The sequence below is a fragment of the Streptomyces sp. NPDC006602 genome, assembly GCF_042870385.1.
GTDB lineage: Bacteria > Actinomycetota > Actinomycetes > Streptomycetales > Streptomycetaceae > Streptomyces.
Window position 1 is genome coordinate 232406 of sequence record NZ_JBIAHG010000001.1, and the last position, 17772, is coordinate 250177.

General features: G+C 69.7%; 14 protein-coding genes and 1 pseudogene. 7 read left to right on the plus strand and 8 right to left on the minus strand.

What is annotated here, in order from left to right:
* The first annotated feature begins 52 nt into the window (after window positions 1-52).
* Window positions 53-958 carry a carbohydrate kinase gene (locus tag ACFYO2_RS01065; RefSeq protein ID WP_388342290.1) on the plus strand — a complete coding sequence of 302 codons (906 nt, stop codon included), beginning with the start codon at window positions 53-55 and terminating at the stop codon, window positions 956-958.
* Between the two features lie 112 nt (window positions 959-1070).
* Here the strand turns inward: ACFYO2_RS01065 and uvrA are convergent, their stop codons facing one another.
* Window positions 1071-4124, minus strand: a complete 3054-nt coding sequence (uvrA, locus tag ACFYO2_RS01070; RefSeq protein ID WP_388342292.1) for an excinuclease ABC subunit UvrA — start codon at window positions 4122-4124, stop codon at window positions 1071-1073.
* A 223-nt stretch (window positions 4125-4347) separates the two neighbouring features.
* Between uvrA and ACFYO2_RS01075 the strand changes: the two genes are divergently transcribed.
* Both ACFYO2_RS01075 and ACFYO2_RS01080 read left to right on the plus strand, forming a co-directional pair.
* Entirely contained in the window at window positions 4348-5034 is a 687-nt protein-coding gene (locus ACFYO2_RS01075; RefSeq protein WP_388342294.1) for a maleylpyruvate isomerase family mycothiol-dependent enzyme, read from the plus strand.
* Window positions 5035-5078: 44 nt separating this feature from the next.
* Window positions 5079-5735, plus strand: coding sequence for an MBL fold metallo-hydrolase (locus ACFYO2_RS01080; protein WP_388342297.1), 657 nt, complete (start codon window positions 5079-5081; stop codon window positions 5733-5735).
* Between the two features lie 312 nt (window positions 5736-6047).
* On the opposite strand, the gene aroQ is transcribed toward ACFYO2_RS01080, so the two are convergent.
* Window positions 6048-6521 (minus strand): type II 3-dehydroquinate dehydratase, encoded by a 474-nt coding sequence (gene aroQ / locus ACFYO2_RS01085; protein WP_388342299.1) that lies wholly within the window; start codon window positions 6519-6521, stop codon window positions 6048-6050.
* Between the two features lie 103 nt (window positions 6522-6624).
* Between aroQ and ACFYO2_RS01090 the strand changes: the two genes are divergently transcribed.
* The gene (locus tag ACFYO2_RS01090) at window positions 6625-7671 is read left to right on the plus strand and encodes a S66 peptidase family protein (RefSeq protein WP_388342301.1); all 1047 of its coding nucleotides are present in this window, start codon (window positions 6625-6627) and stop codon (window positions 7669-7671) included.
* A 60-nt stretch (window positions 7672-7731) separates the two neighbouring features.
* Window positions 7732-7926: pseudogene (locus ACFYO2_RS01095) on the plus strand (MFS transporter); the annotation flags it as partial.
* A 123-nt stretch (window positions 7927-8049) separates the two neighbouring features.
* Here ACFYO2_RS01095 and ACFYO2_RS01100 read toward each other — a convergent pair.
* The 5 genes from ACFYO2_RS01100 to ACFYO2_RS01120 all read right to left on the minus strand — a co-directional run bounded on the left by ACFYO2_RS01100 (window position 8050) and on the right by ACFYO2_RS01120 (window position 15295).
* Window positions 8050-9051, minus strand: coding sequence for a TerC/Alx family metal homeostasis membrane protein (locus tag ACFYO2_RS01100; RefSeq protein ID WP_388342304.1), 1002 nt, complete (start codon window positions 9049-9051; stop codon window positions 8050-8052).
* 226 nt (window positions 9052-9277) lie between these two features.
* Window positions 9278-11410, minus strand: a complete 2133-nt coding sequence (locus ACFYO2_RS01105) for a TerD family protein (RefSeq protein WP_388343899.1) — start codon at window positions 11408-11410, stop codon at window positions 9278-9280.
* A 49-nt stretch (window positions 11411-11459) separates the two neighbouring features.
* A complete protein-coding gene (locus ACFYO2_RS01110) occupies window positions 11460-12026 on the minus strand; it encodes a TerD family protein (protein WP_388343902.1) in 567 nt (188 codons plus the stop codon).
* A 182-nt stretch (window positions 12027-12208) separates the two neighbouring features.
* Complete coding sequence (uvrB, locus tag ACFYO2_RS01115; RefSeq protein ID WP_388342307.1) at window positions 12209-14341, minus strand: excinuclease ABC subunit UvrB; 2133 nt, start codon at window positions 14339-14341, stop codon at window positions 12209-12211.
* Window positions 14342-14425: 84 nt separating this feature from the next.
* On the minus strand, window positions 14426-15295 hold the full coding sequence (locus ACFYO2_RS01120) for an MHYT domain-containing protein (RefSeq protein WP_388342310.1): 870 nt from the start codon (window positions 15293-15295) through the stop codon (window positions 14426-14428).
* Between the two features lie 279 nt (window positions 15296-15574).
* On the opposite strand from ACFYO2_RS01120, the gene ACFYO2_RS01125 reads away from it, so the two are divergent.
* Together ACFYO2_RS01125 and ACFYO2_RS01130 are read left to right on the plus strand one after the other, a co-directional pair.
* Window positions 15575-16447 carry a glycerophosphodiester phosphodiesterase gene (locus ACFYO2_RS01125; protein WP_388342312.1) on the plus strand — a complete coding sequence of 291 codons (873 nt, stop codon included), beginning with the start codon at window positions 15575-15577 and terminating at the stop codon, window positions 16445-16447.
* 73 nt (window positions 16448-16520) lie between these two features.
* Window positions 16521-17075: a methylated-DNA--[protein]-cysteine S-methyltransferase gene (locus ACFYO2_RS01130; protein ID WP_388342315.1), complete on the plus strand. Its 555-nt coding sequence runs from the start codon at window positions 16521-16523 to the stop codon at window positions 17073-17075.
* 209 nt (window positions 17076-17284) lie between these two features.
* Here ACFYO2_RS01130 and ACFYO2_RS01135 read toward each other — a convergent pair whose 3' ends face one another.
* Window positions 17285-17713 carry a VOC family protein gene (locus tag ACFYO2_RS01135; protein WP_388342317.1) on the minus strand — a complete coding sequence of 143 codons (429 nt, stop codon included), beginning with the start codon at window positions 17711-17713 and terminating at the stop codon, window positions 17285-17287.
* Between the last annotated feature and the right edge of the window lie 59 nt (window positions 17714-17772).

Genomic DNA, 17772 nt, shown 5'->3' on the forward strand with positions numbered 1-17772 from the left:
TGCAGCCCTCGCAACCCTTGCATCCCCCGCAGTCCGAGAGAGGAACCGTCTCGTGATCGTCGTCGCCGGAGAGGCCCTGATCGACCTGGTACCGCAGGGCACGGGCGCCCTCGCGGGCCTCAAGCCGGCGCTCGGCGGCGGCCCGTACAACACGGCCCTGGCCCTCGGCCGCCTCGGCTCCCCCACGGCCTTCTGTTCCCGCGTCTCGTACGACGCCTTCGGCGAGGCGCTGCTCGACGGGCTGCAGGAGGCGGGGGTGGACGTGACGGCCGTACAGCGCGGCAAGGAGCCGACCACCCTCGCGGTCGCCACGATCGACACGCACGGCTCGGCCGCCTACTCCTTCTACGTCGACGGCACCGCGGACCGGCTGTTCACGGTGCCCACGGAACTTCCCGCGGGCACGCGGGCGATCTCCTTCGGCACCTGCTCGCTGGTCCTGGAGCCGGGGGCGAGCGCCTACGAGGAGCTGATGCGGACCGCGGCAGCGCAGGGCGTGTTCACCGCGCTCGACCCGAACATCCGGGCGGGGCTGATTCCCGACGCGGACGCCTACCGGGCCCGCTTCAAGAGCTGGCTGCCGTCGGTGTCACTGCTGAAGCTCTCGGAGGAGGACGCGCTCTGGCTGGGCGGCACCCCGCGCGAGTGGCTGGCCGCGGGGCCCGCTGCCGTCGTGATCACCCACGGGGGCGACGGGCTGACCGCCTTCACCCGGGACGGCGCGGTGCACCCGGTGCCGGGCGAGAAGGTCGAGGTCGTCGACACGATCGGCGCCGGCGACACGGTGAACGCGGCCCTGCTGCACGGCTTGTCCGGCCGGGACGCCCTGTCCCCGGAGGCGCTCGCCGGCCTGGGCGCGGACGGCTGGGCCCAGTTGCTGGGGTTCGCCGCGCGCGCGGCGGCGATCACCTGCTCACGCGCGGGGGCCGAACCGCCGTACGCGGCGGAACTGGCCTGAGCGACGCCGGGCCACCGAGGCCTGGGCCGCTGCGGGACCTTGTGATCGGCCCCGAAGCGGCCCCTGCTTCAGTGGTCCCCGCTCTACCGGTCCCCGCTCCAGTGGTCCCTCGTCATGCCTTGCGGGCCCGGGTCGTCTTCTTCGCGGGCGTGGCCTTCTTCGTGGCCCCGGTCGCCTTCTTCGCCGCCGTGTTGTTGACGGCCTTGGCCGTCTTCGCGGTGGTCGTCCTGGCCGTTGCCGTCTTCTTCGCCGCCGATGTGGCTGCCACCGCCTTCTTGGCCGCCGCCTTGCGCGGGGCCCTCACCGGGGTCGCGTCGCTGATCCGGTCGGCGCCGAGGACCTCCTGGAGGAACTTGCCGGTGTGGCTGGCCGGGACGCCGGCGACCTGCTCGGGCGTGCCCTCGGCGACGACCAGGCCGCCGCCCGCGCCGCCCTCGGGGCCCATGTCGACGACCCAGTCGGCGGTCTTGATCACGTCGAGGTTGTGCTCGATGACGATGACCGTGTTGCCCTTGTCGACGAGACCGCCCAGGACTGTCAGCAGCTTGCTGATGTCCTCGAAGTGCAGACCGGTGGTCGGCTCGTCCAGGACGTAGACCGTGCGTCCGGTGGAGCGCTTCTGAAGCTCGCTGGCGAGCTTCACCCGCTGGGCCTCGCCGCCGGAGAGGGTGGTCGCGGACTGGCCGAGTCGGACATAGCCGAGACCGACGTCGTTCAGCGTCCTCAGGTGGCGGGAGATCGCGGGCACGGCCTCGAAGAAGTGCATGGCTTCCTCGATCGGCATGTTCAGGACGTCGGCGATGGACTTGCCCTTGTAGTGGACGTCCAGGGTCTCCCGGTTGTACCGGGCGCCGTGGCAGACCTCGCACGGGACGTACACGTCCGGGAGGAAGTTCATCTCGATCTTGATCGTGCCGTCGCCCGCGCAGTTCTCGCAGCGGCCGCCCTTGACGTTGAAGGAGAAACGGCCGGGCATGTAGCCGCGGACCTTCGCCTCGGTGGTCTCGGCGAACAGCTTGCGGACGTGGTCGAAGACGCCGGTGTAGGTCGCCGGGTTCGACCGGGGCGTACGACCGATGGGCGACTGGTCGACGTGCACGACCTTGTCGACGAGGTCGTCGCCGTCCACGCGCGTGTGGCGCCCCGGGACGTTCCGGGCGCCGTTGAGCTCGCGGGCCAGGTGGGTGTACAGGATGTCGTTGACCAGCGTCGACTTGCCGGAGCCGGACACGCCCGTGACGGCGGTGAACACGCCCAACGGGAAGGACACGTCGATGTCCTGGAGGTTGTTCTCGCGGGCGCCGTGCACCGTGAGCCGGCGGGACGGGTCGTGCGGGCGCCGGATGTCGGGCAGCGGGATGGACTTCTTGCGGGACAGGTACTGGCCGGTCTGCGACTCGGCGTTGGCGAGCAGCTCCTTGAGGGAGCCGCTGTGCACGACATTGCCGCCGTGCTCGCCCGCGCCGGGGCCGATGTCGACGATCCAGTCGGCGACCTTGATGGTGTCCTCGTCGTGCTCTACGACGATGAGCGTGTTGCCCATGTCGCGCAGCCGGACCAGGGTCTCGATGAGCCGGTGGTTGTCGCGCTGGTGCAGGCCGATGGACGGCTCGTCCAGGACGTACAGGACGCCGACGAGTCCGGAGCCGATCTGGGTGGCCAGGCGGATGCGCTGGGCCTCGCCGCCGGAGAGCGTGCCGGCCGCGCGGTTCAGCGAGAGGTAGTCCAGGCCGACGTCGACCAGGAACCTGAGCCGCTCGTTGACCTCCTTCAGCACACGCTCGGCGATCTTCTTGTCGCGGGCGGTCAGCTTCAGCTCGCCCAGGAAGTCCGCACAGTCGCTGATGGACATCGCGGCGACCTCGGCGATCGACTTCCCCATGACGGTGACCGCGAGGACGACCGGCTTGAGGCGCGTGCCCTCACAGGTGGGGCAGGGCACCTCGCGCATGTAGCCCTCGAAGCGCTCCCGGCCGGCGTCGCTCTCGGACTCGCTGTGCCGGCGCTTGACGAAGGGGACGGCGCCTTCGAACGGGGTCGTGTAGACGCGCTCGCGGCCGTACCGGTTGCGGTAGCGGACCTCGATCTGGGTCTTGTGGCCGTACAGCAGGGCCTTCCTGGCACGCTGCGGCAGACCGGCGAAGGGGATGTCCGTACGGAATCCCAGCGCGTCCGCGAGGGCGCCGATCAGGCGGCCGAAGTAGTCCTTGGTGTGGCCGTGCGACCAGGGGTGGATGGCGCCCTCGTCGAGGGACTTGTCCTCGTCCGGGACGATCAGCTCGGGGTCGACCTCCATGCGCGTGCCGATGCCGGTGCACTCGGGGCAGGCGCCGAAGGGCGAGTTGAAGGAGAAGGAGCGGGGCTCCAGCTCTTCGAAGGACAGGTCGTCGTAGGCGCAGTACAGGTGCTCCGAGAACATGCGCTCGCGCTCCGGGTCGTCCTCGGGGAGGTCGACGAAGTCCAGCACGACCATGCCGCCGGACAGGCCGAGCGCGGTCTCGACGGAGTCGGTGAGGCGGCGCTTGGCTGAGTCCTTCACCGTGAGGCGGTCGACGACCACCTCGATGGTGTGCTTCTCCTGCTTCTTCAGGGTGGGCGGGTTGGAGAGCTGGATCGTCTCGCCGTCCACGCGCGCGCGGGAGTAGCCCTTGGTCTGGAGGTCGGCGAAGAGGTCGACGAACTCACCCTTGCGTTCACGCACCAGCGGCGAAAGCACCTGGAAGCGGCTCCCCTCCGGCAGCTCCAGGACTCGGTCGACGATGGCCTGGGGCGACTGGCGCGAGATCGGGCGGCCGCACTCGGGACAGTGCGGCTTGCCGATGCGCGCGAAGAGCAGACGCAGATAGTCATAGACCTCGGTGATGGTCCCCACCGTCGAGCGCGGGTTGCGCGAGGTCGACTTCTGGTCGATGGAGACGGCCGGCGAGAGACCCTCGATGAAGTCGACGTCCGGCTTGTCCATCTGGCCGAGGAACTGGCGGGCGTACGAGGAGAGCGACTCCACGTAGCGCCGCTGGCCCTCGGCGAAGATGGTGTCGAAGGCCAGGGAGGACTTGCCCGACCCGGACAGGCCCGTGAAGACGATGAGCGAGTCGCGAGGCAGGTCGAGCGAGACGTTCTTCAGGTTGTGCTCGCGCGCGCCACGGACGATGAGACGGTCGGCCACGCCGGTCCGCACCTTTCTTGAGAGAAGTGACAGGGGCGGGGCCCCCGTGCTTTCTCAGACTAGGGGGAGCCACTGACAACGCCGGTCGGATTCCCGGATGCGTAACAATCCCCGGCTCTCCAGCATGCCCGACGCCAGGCCCGACCATATAGCACGCGTATTCGATTTACGGCACTGCTTCACCACCTTCACCCAAAGGGGTGGCGGAGCTAGGGTCAGCACCATGATTGATCACGCTCATGACCTGGCGTCTGTACGTGACGCGACCGACCGCTTGCTCCTCGCAGTCGCCAAACTGGACAACGCGGCTGTGACCGAGCCGTCACGACTGCCCGGCTGGACCCGTGGCCACATCCTCGCCCATCTCGCCCGCAACGCGGACGCCCTGGTGAACGTCCTCGAAGGCCGTCCCATGTATGCCTCCGGGGACGCCCGGGACGCCGACATCGAGCGGGACGCCCCGCGCCCCCTTGATGTCCAGCTCGCCGACCTGCGCGACAGTGCGGCCCGCTTCCAGGAGACGGGCGCGGCACCGGCGGACTGGTCGCGCGTCGTGGAGCTGCGCAACGGTGTCACCGACTCCGCGTCCCGGGTGCCGTTCCGGCGCTGGATCGAGGTGGAGCTGCACCATGTGGACCTCGGGATCGGGTATGAGCTGGAGGACCTCCCCGAGGAGTTCACCCAGCGCGAGATCAACTTCCTGGCCGACCGCTTCCGGGGCCGTCCCGACGTACCCGCCGTGCTGATCGGGCAGGACGACCGTCGCCGAATCCCGACCGGCCGCGACTGGGCGGTGGAGATCACCGTCACCGGCCGCCCGGCCGACCTGTTGGGCTGGCTCGCGGGCCGCCGCGACGGATCCGGTCTGACAGTGGTCGGCGGCCCGCTGCCGGCCCTTCCCCCGCTGTAGTCGCACCCTCGGCCGGACCCCTCCCCCGCTATAGGCTGAACGTCATGACGTACAGCGGAGCGGTGAAGGTCGGCGGCCCGGCCGACGTGCACGAACTGCCGGACCTGATCATCACGAAGATCGCGGTCGGTCCGATGGACAACAACGCCTATCTGCTGCGCTGCCGGGCCACGGGCGAGCAGCTGCTGATCGACGCCGCCAACGACGCGGGCACCCTGCTGGGCAGCATCGGCGACGACGGCATCGCGTCGGTGGTCACCACGCACCAGCACGGCGACCACTGGCAGGCGCTCGCCGAGGTCGTCGCGGCCACGGGCGCGCGGACGTACGCGGGACGGGACGACGCCGACGGCATCCCCGTACCGACCGACGTCCTGGTCGACGACAACGACACCATCCGCGTCGGGCGCGTGGAGCTCACCGCGCGCCACCTGGTCGGCCACACGCCGGGCTCGATCGCCCTCGTCTACGACGACCCGCACGGGCATCCCCACGTGTTCACCGGCGACTGTCTGTTCCCCGGCGGCGTGGGCAACACCCGCAAGGACCCGAAGGCGTTCGCAAGCCTGATCCACGACGTCGAGACGAAGATCTTCGACGCTCTCCCGGACGAGACCTGGGTGTACCCCGGGCACGGCAACGACACGACCCTGGGTGCGGAGCGACCGCATCTGCCGGAGTGGCACGCGCGCGGGTGGTGAGCGTCGGCGCTCAGGAGCGGTGTGCGTCGGCGCTCGAGCTGTGAGCATGAGGCGCCTTGTGCTCAGAGCCGTGAGTACGAGGCGCACGACTGTGAGCGCGCGCCCCGCGCCAACTCCGCTCACGCGCCCCGTGTGAACCCTTCACACACGTCGGTGCCACGCGCGCGCTCCCCGCGCACCTGGTTGCGCGGTCAACTGGCAGCAGCCCGCACAGGATGACGGCTCCTGCGCGGTACGGGCCGCCGGCCTTTCGATCCCCGCCCTCGGCCGGCGGCCCCGTTGAAAGAGGGCCCCGCGGGGCGGCGTAAACGCTTACGCGTCGGTCTGCCCCGCCCCCGCCAGCGCCGCGACCCGCTCCACCCCGAACACGTATCCCTGCACTCCGCATCCGGCGATGACCCCGTCGGCGCGCAGCGAGACGTACGAATGGTGCCGGAAGGACTCACGCTGGTGGATGTTGGAGATGTGGACCTCCAACACCGGAAGGCCGTCACAGGTGTTGAGCGCATCCAGGATCGCTACCGAAGTGTGCGAGTAGGCACCGGGGTTGATCACGATCCCGCAGTGGTTCAGCCGCGCCTCGTGGATCCAGTCGACCAGCTCGCCCTCGTGGTTGGACTGGCGGAAGTCCACCGTGCCGCCGTGCGCGGCCGCCGCCTTGGCGCACAGGGCCTCCACGTCGGCGAGGGTGTCGGAGCCGTAGATCTCCGGCTGACGCTGGCCGAGCAGGTTCAGGTTGGGGCCGTTGAGGATCATGATCGGGGCGTTGGCCAGGGTGCGGGGCACGGTTCCTCCGGTCCGTTCGGGGTGGGGCGATCCGATGAGGACCACTGCTCAGACCCGGTTTATCACGGTGCACGGCCGGGCCGTCGGCCCATACCCTCCCGGCATGACGACGCTTTCGTACCCACCCAAGCCGTCGCCCGGCGACCGGATAGCCGTGATCTCGCCCTCTGCCGGTCTTCCCGGCCTCTTCCCGCGCCCCTATGAGCTGGGTCTCGAGCGGCTCCGCAAGGAGTACGGCCTCGAACCGGTCGAGTATCCGGCGACCCGCAGGATGGGCGCCACGCCGCGGGAACGGGCCGACGACATCCACGCCGCCTTCGCCGACCCGGACATCAAGGCGGTCGTCGCGTCGATCGGCGGCGACGACCAGATCACCGTGCTGCCGCTGCTGGACCGGGAGTTGATCGCCGCGAACCCGAAGCCGTTCTTCGGGATGAGTGACAACACGAACCTGCTCGCGTTCCTGCGCAACACCGGAATCGTCAGCTATCACGGCGCGGGCGTGATGTGCGAATTGGGCCGCCCCGGCGCCATGCACCCGCAGACCGCCGAGTCGCTGCGCGCCGCGCTGTTCACCTCGGGCGAGTACGAGTTGAAGCCCGCCGAGCGCTGGAACGACGTCGACCGCGACTGGGCGGACCCGGCGACCTTCGACGCGGAGCCCGAGACCCGGCCCGGCGCCGGATGGACCTGGCTGAACGCCGACCGGGTGGTCGAGGGGCGCAGTTGGGGCGGCTGTCTGGAGATCGTCGGCTGGCTTCTGATGGCCGACCGCGAAGTCGCGCACGACCTGACCGAGTACGACGGCGGAGTCCTCCTCCTGGAGACCTCGGAGGACATGCCGAGTGCCACGGAGGTCTTCTGGACCATGCGCAACATGGGCGAGCGCGGTCTGCTGCAGCGCTTCGCCGCGCTGCTGATGGGCCGCCCGAAGACCTGGTCCTTCAAGCACCCGAACAGCCCTCAGGAGGCCGCTCGTTACGCCGCCGAGCAGCGCGAGGCCGTGCTGCGCGCCATGCGGACGTACGCCCCCGACACCCCGATCGTCCTCGACGTCGACTTCGGGCACACCGACCCACAACTCGTCATCCCGTACGGCGGCACCGTCCGCGTCGACGGTCCCGCCCGGCGCATCACCGTCACGTACTGACGCGGGCCGCGACCCAACGCGCCCCCGTACTCGTGATCACCGTGGGGCAGTTGACGCGGCATACGGAACGTACGCACCGTAAAGGCACCATCCATGCTGCGGCTCGCGACCGCCTCGCTTGCCGGGACGGCCATCGAGTTCTACGACTTCTTCGTCTACGGGACCGCGGCGGCGCTGGTCCTGGGGCCGCTGTTCTTCCCGACGTTCTCGCCGTCGGCGGGGACGCCGGCCGCCTTCGGGACGTTCGGCGTGGGGTGTCGGCGCGTATCTGACCGGGATCGCGCGTGAATGAGGGTGGCCTGGTGAGAAGCACCGCGAGCGGTGCCCGGCAATTCGCGGGGCACCGCTCGCGGGTGGTTGCTCCTACATCCGACGTGGTCAGGCCTCGATGCTGTCCCTCGCAGCGCCTTCGCCCTGCTCCTGCGCCGCATCGGCCGCCGCCTGCTTCCTGGACGCCCGCAGGCTGGTGATCGTGGTGACGATCAGGACCGAGCAGATCACGCCGAGGGAGACCGGGATGCTGATCTCCGGGACATGGACCCCCGACTCGTGCAGGGCGTGCAGGACCAGCTTGACGCCGATGAAGCCCAGGATGATCGACAGGCCGTAGCTGAGGTGGACCAGCTTCCTGAGCAGTCCGCCGATCAGGAAGTACAGCTGCCTCAGGCCCATCAGGGCGAACGCGTTGGCGGTGAAGACGATGTACGGGTCCTGGGTCAGGCCGAAGATCGCCGGGATCGAGTCGAGCGCGAACAGGACGTCCGTCGTACCGATCGCGAGCATCACGACCAGCATCGGGGTCATGACCCGCTTGCCGTTCTCCTGGATCCACAGCTTGGTGCCGTGGTACCGGTCGGCCACGCCGAAGCGGCGCTCGGCGGCCTTGAGCAGCTTGTTCTCCTCGAACTCCTCGTCCTCCTCGTCGGCGCGGGCCTCCTGGATGAGCTTCCAGGCGGTCCAGATAAGGAAAGCACCGAAGAGGTAGAAGACCCACGCGAAGCTGGCGAGGATCGCGGCACCGGCTGCGATGAAGATCGCGCGCAGCACCAGGGCTATGAGTACACCGACCAGCAGCACCCGCTGCTGGTACTGGGAGGGCACCGCGAACTTCGCCATGATCAGAACGAAGACGAAGAGGTTGTCGACGCTCAGGGACTTCTCGGTGATGAAGCCCGCGAAGAACTCGCCCGTGGGCTGGCCGCCGGCGAAGACGAGCAGGCCGAGGCCGAAGAGCCCGGCCAGGACGATCCAGACGATCGTCCAGATTCCGGCTTCCTTGATGGACACGTCGTGCGGCTTGCGGCCGATGAAGAAGTCGACCGCGATGAGGGCGGCAAGGCCCAAGATTGTCAGACCCCACAGCATCGGGGAAACATCCACTGCTGCCTCCGGCAGTACGTAACGGCAAGTAACCAGCGTCGTCGCGCTGCCGGAGGTCTCTTCCACCCAGGATGGGCCGACGCCCCGGGATCAGGCCTGATCCGTATTGACGGGTACGCCGCAGTCGACAGGGAGTACTCCCCTCCGTGACAACGACGGTACCCAATCACCAAGGAAAGGTAAAGCGATTGGCAAAAGAAAGGTCAACCTTGCTGGTCAGATGGCTTTACGTGTACTTGGTGCGAGCCATCGCGACCTGAGTGAGCACCTGGTGGAGCACCTGGCTGCCGGGCGGCACGAGGGAGGGCTCGTACGTCCAGGCGTGCCCGACCCACGGGTCGGCGAGGTGGTCGTCGGGCACCGCGGTGAGGCGCAGCAGCGAACGCCACAGCGGGTCGAGCAACGGGCCGTACCCGGCGGCGTCCTCACGGTCCGCGACCATCATCAGGTGGACGCCGACAGCCGGGCCCTCGTCAGCGAGGTAGCGGAGCCGGGTCACGGCGCGGTCGTCGAAGCCGTGCGGGAAGTCGTTCACGATCAGCAGTTGCTCGGCGGTGTCGAGGCCGGGCGGGAGCGAGTCGGCCGCGCCCGCGCGCACCGCCATCTGCACCAGGTCGACACGCTCGGTAAGCCGTGCCAGGACGTCCGCCACCCCTGCCGCCCCTACCGCGGGCGGGGCGGCGAGCACTCCCGTCTGCATGAGCGGGGCGAGCGCCTGCGCCGCCGAACCGGCGGGATCGATGACGTGCACGGTGAACTCGCCCGCCGGATGGACCGCGAGCAGCCGGGCCGCGTGGGCCACCGCCGTCTCCATCGCGAGGCGTCCCAGGTCGTGTGAGTCGGTGAACGAGCCGTCGAGCGATCCGGTGTGTCCGCTGTCGATCCACAGACCACGCTCCAGCGGCAGGCGGACCAGCAGCGGTATGCGCAGCCCAGCGGCCTCGGGCAGGTGGACATCGCCCAGGCGCAGGGCCATGGGCACCTCCAGCGGCACGCGGTAGCCCTGCCACACGGGGTTGTCCCAGCGCGCGTACGCCGGCGGCAGCGCAGGTTCGACGACATCGGCCTCGGCGGAGAGCTGAGCGAGGTCCCGGTCGAGAACCGCTCTGGCCTGGTCGACGAGCTGGGCGTGCTTGGCCTGGGCCGCCTCCCGCGCGGCCTCGCCCTGTCCGCCGAGCCGGCTCCGCGGATCGGACAGGACCTGGTCGAGCTCCTTCTCCATGCGCGAGTCGGCGAAGTCGACGGCACTGCGGTACGCGGCCATCGTCCGGGCCAGGTCCTCGAACATGCCCCACACCTGGTTGTAGAGCCGCTCGTCCATGGACCACCCGGTGGCATCGCCCGCGACCGGCTGCGCGGGTTGGGCCGTAGGCGCCGTCGGCTGAGGCGGCGGAGCCGCGCTCTGTCGACGCGGGTGGCTGTAGTCGATCGGGCCGCCGGGGGTGACGCCGGGCGGCTGGGCGGCGAAGGGGGCCGCCGGTGCGGGCCCATAGGGGTGACCGGGCTGCGGTGTGCCGTAAGGCGACGTGGGCTGCTGGGGGGCACTGGCTGCCGGGGTGCCCTGCGGGTTGTCCGAAGACGTCGGCTGGGGCGGGCCGCCGCGGGTCTGCGCGCCGTACGAAGGCGAAGGTTGCGGCGGGACGCCGGGAGCCTGCGGGTCGTACGGGGGCACCGGCTGTGGCGGTACGGCACCGGAGGCGCCCTGGGCCGCTTGGCGGCCCTGGTCGCCGCCGAGAGCCGGTGCGGCCGTTTGGTGGGAGCGGTCGGGGTCCGTGGGGCGGGGCGGGGCCGGCAGAGAGCGGGCCAAGCCCTGGGCCACCGCCTCGTTGATGACGGTCGCGAGCTGGTGGGCCTCGGGCAGGCCCTGGTCGGTGAGGAGCTCGGCGAGGCCGCCCGCGTATCCCTGGCCGATGGCACGCACCTTCCAGGCGCCCTGGCGGCGGTAGAGCTCCAGGGCGACGACAGCCGACTCGGCGTCCAGACCGGTGATCGTGTAGCTGACGACCTCCGTGCCGTCGAGGCCGGTGACCGCGACGAACGGGGCGGCGACGGCGCCGAAGCTCGCCGGTCCGCCCCCTCCCGCCGCAGGCAGGGCGAGCAGCACATCGACCCGGTGCACGGCCTCCGGCACGGCGCCGAGGTCGACCGCGAGGCGGTGGTCGGCGGCCGCCTGGCGGGAGACCTCGAGCCCCGGCAGCGTGGGGGCGCCCGGGTGGGCGACCCACTCGGCGCCGTGCACCTTGCCGTGCTCGTCGCCGAGCGTGACGCCCACCACGATCGGCGAGCCGGCCGCCACCCGAACCTCGAGACGGGCCTGGGAGAGCGGGTGATTCTGCCCCCGCACCAGCTCGGCCGCCATCGCCTTCTCCCCCTGGGTCGACATGTCGTGTGCTGCCCGCCGCACTGCCCTACAGGTGCGGCAGGATCGCCGGCATCAGGTCCTGGAAGGTGCGGCCGTTGGCCGGAGTGCCGAGGGCCGTCATCGTCCAGCCCGGGCCCGTGCGGTGCACCTTGGCCATGATCTGGGCCGTGTACGCGCCGCCGCCCGCGAGTGTGTAGCGGGCGAGTTCCTGGCCGTTGGTCTCGTCGACCAAGCGGCAGAACGCGTTCTGCACCTCCTGGAAGGTTTGCCCCGTGAAGGAGTTCACGGTGAAGACGATCTGGTCGATGTGGACCGGCACCCGCGCCAGGTCAACGAGGATCGCCTCGTCGTCGCCGCCCTGCCCCACGCCGCCGACCAGGTTGTCGCCGGTGTGGCGCACCGAGCCGTCGTCACTCACCAGATGGCGGAAGAAGACGACGTCGACCGGCTGCTTGTCCGCGAACAGGACGGCCGAGGCATCGAGGTCGACCTCCCGGGTGCGCGAGCCGAACAGGCCACGCCGGGGAGCCGCCTGCCAACCGAGACCCATGCGCACCGCCGTCAGACTGCCGCCGTCGCGCTTCTGCAGGCTGATGGCCTGACCCTTGGTCAGATTGACGCCACCGCCGGGCGCGCCGCCCTTGGATACGTCCACCACGGGCTGGTCCCCTCTCGTATTTCCCCTGTTGCCGCGGGATCCGCGGATGACCAGAACCCTACGCAGGGGCACTGACAGCGCCGTACCCCGGTCCGCGCTTTGTGTCGGTCTTGCAACACATGGCGTAGGCGCGGGCATCAGGCCAGGCCGGCCTCCCTCATCTGGCGGAGTTCCTTCTTCATCTCCGAGACCTCGTCGCGCAGTCGAGCCGCGATCTCGAACTGGAGGTCGGCGGCTGCGGCGCGCATGCGCTCCGTCATCTCCTCGATCTGCTCGGCGAGCTCGGCTGCGGGGCGATCGGTCGGCACCTGCCCCATGGATTTACCCTTGGCAGCGCCCTTGGCTGCCTTGCTGCCGAGGGCGGGCACGGGAGCCTTGACGCCCTTGCCGTCCTTCAGCTTGCGGTACCCGGAACCGAGCAGCTGCTCGGTGTCGACGTCCTCGCGGGCGATCTGCGCGACGATGTCGTTGATCTTCTTGCGGAGCGGCTGGGGGTCGAGGCCCCTCTCCTTGTTGTACGCGACCTGCTTCTCCCGGCGGCGGTTGGTTTCCTCGATGGCCTTCTCCATCGCCGGGGTGATCTTGTCGGCGTACATGTGGACCTGGCCGGAGACATTGCGCGCCGCGCGGCCGATGGTCTGGATGAGAGACGTGCCCGAGCGCAGGAAGCCCTCCTTGTCGGCGTCGAGGATCGCCACCAGGGACACCTCCGGCAGGTCGAGGCCCTCGCGGAGGAGGTTGATGCCGACCAGCACGTCGAATTCGCCGGAGCGCAGTTCGCGCAGCAGCTCGACGCGGCGCAGGGTGTCGACGTCGCTGTGCAGGTAGCGCACCTGAATGCCGAGTTCCAGGAAGTAGTCGGTGAGGTCCTCGGCCATCTTCTTGGTGAGGGTGGTGACCAGGACGCGCTCGTCCTTCTCGACGCGCCCTCTGATCTCGTGCACCAGATCGTCGATCTGGCCCTCGGTGGGCTTGACGACGACTTCCGGGTCGATCAGGCCGGTGGGGCGGATGATCTGCTCGACGAAGCCTTTCCCGCGCGAGAGCTCGTACTTGCCCGGCGTCGCCGACAGGTAGACGGCCTGGCCGATCCGCTCCTGGAACTCTTCCCACTTCAGGGGGCGGTTGTCCAGGGCGGAGGGCAGCCGGAAGCCGTGGTCGACGAGGGTGCGCTTGCGGGAGGCGTCTCCCTCGTACATGGCGCCGATCTGCGGCACGGTGACGTGCGACTCGTCGATGACGAGCAGGAAGTCGTCCGGGAAGTAGTCCAGCAGGGTGTTCGGCGGGGAGCCGGGCTCGCGGCCGTCGAAGTGCATCGAGTAGTTCTCGACTCCGGAGCAGGAGCCGATCTGGCGGAGCATCTCGAGGTCGTACGTCGTGCGCATGCGCAGCCGCTGGGCTTCCAGGAGCTTGCCCTGCTTCTCCAGCTCGGCCAGGCGCTCCCCGAGCTCCTTCTCGATGTCGTTGACGGCCCGCTCCAGGCGCTCGGGCCCCGCGATGTAGTGGGAGGCCGGGAAGACGTACAGCTGCTGGTCGTCGCTGATGATCTCGCCGGTGAGCGGGTGGAGGGTGGACAGCGCCTCGATCTCGTCGCCGAACATCTCGATGCGGACGGCGAGCTCCTCGTAGACCGGGAAGATCTCGATGGTGTCGCCGCGGACGCGGAAGGTGCCGCGGGAGAAGGCCAGGTCGTTGCGGGTGTACTGGATGTCCACGAAGCGGCGCAGGAGCTGGTCACGGTCGATCTCGTCGCCGACCCTGAGGGGGACCATGCGGTCCACGTACTCCTGCGGAGTACCGAGGCCGTAGATGCAGGACACCGAGGCGACCACGATGACGTCGCGACGGGTGAGCAGCGAGTTGGTCGCGGAGTGGCGCAGCCGCTCGACCTCCTCGTTGATCGAGGAGTCCTTCTCGATGTAGGTGTCCGACTGCGGGACGTAGGCCTCGGGCTGGTAGTAGTCGTAGTACGAGACGAAGTACTCGACGGCGTTGTTCGGCAGCAGCTCCCGGAACTCGTTGGCCAGCTGGGCGGCCAGCGTCTTGTTCGGCGCCATCACGAGGGTGGGGCGCTGGAGCTTCTCGATCATCCACGCGGTGGTGGCGGACTTGCCGGTGCCGGTCGCGCCGAGCAGGACGACGTCCTTCTCACCGGCCTCGATGCGCCGGGTGAGCTCGGCGATGGCCGCGGGCTGGTCGCCGCTGGGCTGGTACGGGCTGACGACCTCGAAGGGCGCCACCGTGCGTTCGATGTGGGAAACAGGCCGCATGCCATCAACCGTACGGCCCCCCACTGACAACGCGGCCCGATCAGCGGTTTTGCACGACTCAGGGCGCCGACGGCCTCAACCGGCTCAGCGGTTCTGCGGGGTGCGGGAGTCCCGGTGGGCCAGGTTCCGGCGGGTGCGGAGGGAGGGGCGACGGGCGGCGGGGTGGGAGACCAGCTGGCGGGCGGGGACGCCCGGCTTGCTCTCGACCGGGGTCCAGGCGGGCTTCCCCATGAGCATCAGCGGGTCGAACATCACGACCACTCCCGCGAGGATCAGGAAGGCGAGCGGGCCGATCATCATGGGCGCCAGCAGGGCGGCTGCGGAGTCGCCCCCGGTGGGGGCCGTGGTGCTGTGCAGATGGACCCGGAGGGCGGCCATGCCCGTGTAGTGCATACCGGTCACGGCGAGCCCCATGACAAGGCTCGCGCCCACGCTCCACAGGAAGCCCCGCACCTGTCCGGCGGCCCACAGGGCGGCCGTGGCGGCGACGACGGCTATGACGACGGAGGCGGCCACGGTGAAGGTGTTGTACTCCAGCTTGCCGTTGAGACGCATGCCGGCCATGCCCAGGTAGTGCATCGAGGCGACTCCCAGGCCGGTGACCGCACCCCCGGTCATCAGGGCCGTGCCGGCCGCCCCCTTGTAGCCGACGATGAAGATCCCGAGGCCCACCATGACGATGGCGACGCCCAGACTCGCGAACGTCGTCGCCCTGTCGTAGTGGATCGGCGCCTGCTCGACCTTGAAGCCCATCATCGCGATGAAGTGCATGGTCCAGATGCCCGAGCCGATCGCGGCCGCGCCGAGGGCCAGCCAGCCGGGACGCCAGGAGTTGCTGACCAGCATGGATCTGGTGGTGCAGCGCAGACCGAGGGCCCCGCCCAGGCAGGCCATCAGGTAGGCCACCAGCGGTGTGACGAGTCCGTAGCTGAATCCGTCGACCGTACCTTGCATGCGCGGCTGCCCTTCCGCCCTCTTACTTCCCGGAATTCCCTGATGTGCGCCCCTTCCCAGCACCGCCCGAGCGGTCAGGGTTGACGCAGAGAGTATGGCTCCCACCGGAACGGTCGAACGATTTTCCGGCAAAGAAACACGGCCCTGCCCCAGTTGTGCGGCTAGTGAGCGGACTCGGGACAACCCCATTCAACTTGTGGTCATTCTGCACCCCCCTGCCGTTGACCCTCTGCTGTCACAGTTGTGCTGTCCGTGATCACTCGACCGCGAGGAGTACGCATGCACGCGCGCACACTTGCCGCCACGACCACCGCGCTCCTGGGAACCGCCGCTTTCCTGCTTCCCCCCTCCGACGTCCGGGCCGACGAGGCGGCCCAGCGGCCTACGGTGATCGCCCACAGAGGTGCCTCCGCCTACGCGCCCGAGAACACCCTGGCCGCCGTCGACAAGGCGGCCGAGCTGGGCATCGACTGGGTCGAGAACGACGTCCAGCGCACCAAGGACGGCGAGCTCGTCGTCCTGCACGACGACAGTCTGCGGCGCACCACCGACGTCGAGGAGGTCTTCCCCCACCGGGCGCCCTGGAAGGTGCGGGACTTCACCACCGCCGAGATCGCGCGCCTCGACGCGGGGAGTTGGTTCGGCCACGCGTACACGGGCGCGCGCGTGCCCACGCTGGAGCAGTACGTGCGCCGCGTCGAGGTGCACCACCAGAAGCTGCTCCTGGAGATCAAGAACCCGGATCTGTATCCCGGCATCGAGGGCCAAACGCTCAAGGTCCTCAAGAACAAGGGCTGGCTCGACCAGCGGCACCTGGCGAGCCGGCTGATCGTGCAGAGCTTCAGCGCGGCCGCCGTGCGGGCGGTCCACGAGCTGAAGCCCGCCGTCAAAACCGGCTTCCTCGGCACACCGGCCGTGGCGGAGCTGTCCGCCTATACGGCCTTCGCCGACCAGATCAATCCCTCGTACGGCTCCCTCTCCAGGCAATACGTCTCCGCCGTGCACGCCTGCGCAGGTCCACACGGCAGGCCGCTGGAGGTTCTCACCTGGACGGTCGACACCGCGGCCACGGCCCGCCTGGTCGCCGGGTACGGCGTCGACGGGGTCATCGCCAACAAGCCGGACGTGGTGCGCGCCGCGCTGCGCGGGTAGCGACCGGGGAGCCTCGGCCCCCCGGGGCTCTTCCCGAACGTCAATGTCAGTGGTGGGCCGTACGGTGGTCCGCATGAACAGCCATGGGCAGGACGAGCAGCAGGTCGTGTGGGCCGTCGTCGCCACCGACATCGGTCCGCTGCTGCTGGCCGCGACCCGCGAGGGTCTGGTCAACGTGGTGTTCCACGCCACGGACACGGTCCGCGACAAGGCGCTGGACCGGCTGGCGTCCCGGCTGGGCGGCGCGCCCGCCCAGGCACCCGACTCGCCGCTGCTGGCCGAGGCGATACGCCAGGTGGAGGCGTACTTCGCGGGTGAGCGGCACGATTTCGAGCTGCCGCTGGACTGGTCGCTGATCTCGGGCTTCAACCGGCAGGTGCTGCGCGAGCTGGCGTCCGGCGTCCCGTTCGGCAAGGTGGTCGGATACGGCGATCTGGCGGGGCGCGTGGGTCAGCCGGGTGCTGCCCAGGCGGTGGGCGTGGCGATGGGCTCCAATCCGCTGCCGGTGGTCGTGCCCTGTCACCGGGTCGTGGAGAGCGACGGCGGCATCGGCGGTTTCGGGGGCGGTCTGGAGACCAAGCGGAAGCTGCTGGCGTTGGAGGGTGTGCTGCCCGAGCCGTTGTTCTGAGCGGTCGGGCGGCGGGTCAGCGCGCGAGGGCCGGCCGGAAGGCCGTAGCGGTAGCAGACTCCGCTCTGCGCACAGCCGCTGGCATCCGACTGGCATCCGCAAGACCCGGAGCCGAAGGGACGGCGATCACGCATCAGCGGAAAAATGGCGGTCGGTCTGACGTCGTTCAGGAAGGGGCCACGACGATGCGCGCGTGACCCCCTCACACGCTAGTCGTAGTGCCGGGCCTCGAAGACGTTCCCGTCGGGGTCGCGGAAGTAGAAGCTGCGCCGGGCCATTCCGCGGGCACCGAAGGAGTCGTACGAGAAGTCCGAGACGGGGACCGACCGTTCCTCCAGGCGGGCGCGCAGTGCCTCGAAGTCGTCGCCGGGCAGGGCCAGGCAGACGTGGTTGACCGGGTGGCCCGCGCTCTCGGCGGCACCGGGGACCATCTCCATGCCCTCCGCCATGGAGAGCGGCATGAGGTCGAGGATGCTCTCGTCATTGAGCCGTACGGACGGGAAGGACACCGCCCCCGCGGCGAAGTCGGTGACCCTCAGGGGTGCCATGCCGACCGCCTTCTCGAAGAAGTCGGCCGCCGCCACCGGGTCCCGCACCCACAGGACGACATGGTCGAGACGTGTCGTGTTGTCCGTCATGCAGTCCAGGCTGGTGTCGTCCCCCACCGGCTGCAAGTGTTTGACGGGGTGCGCCGCTC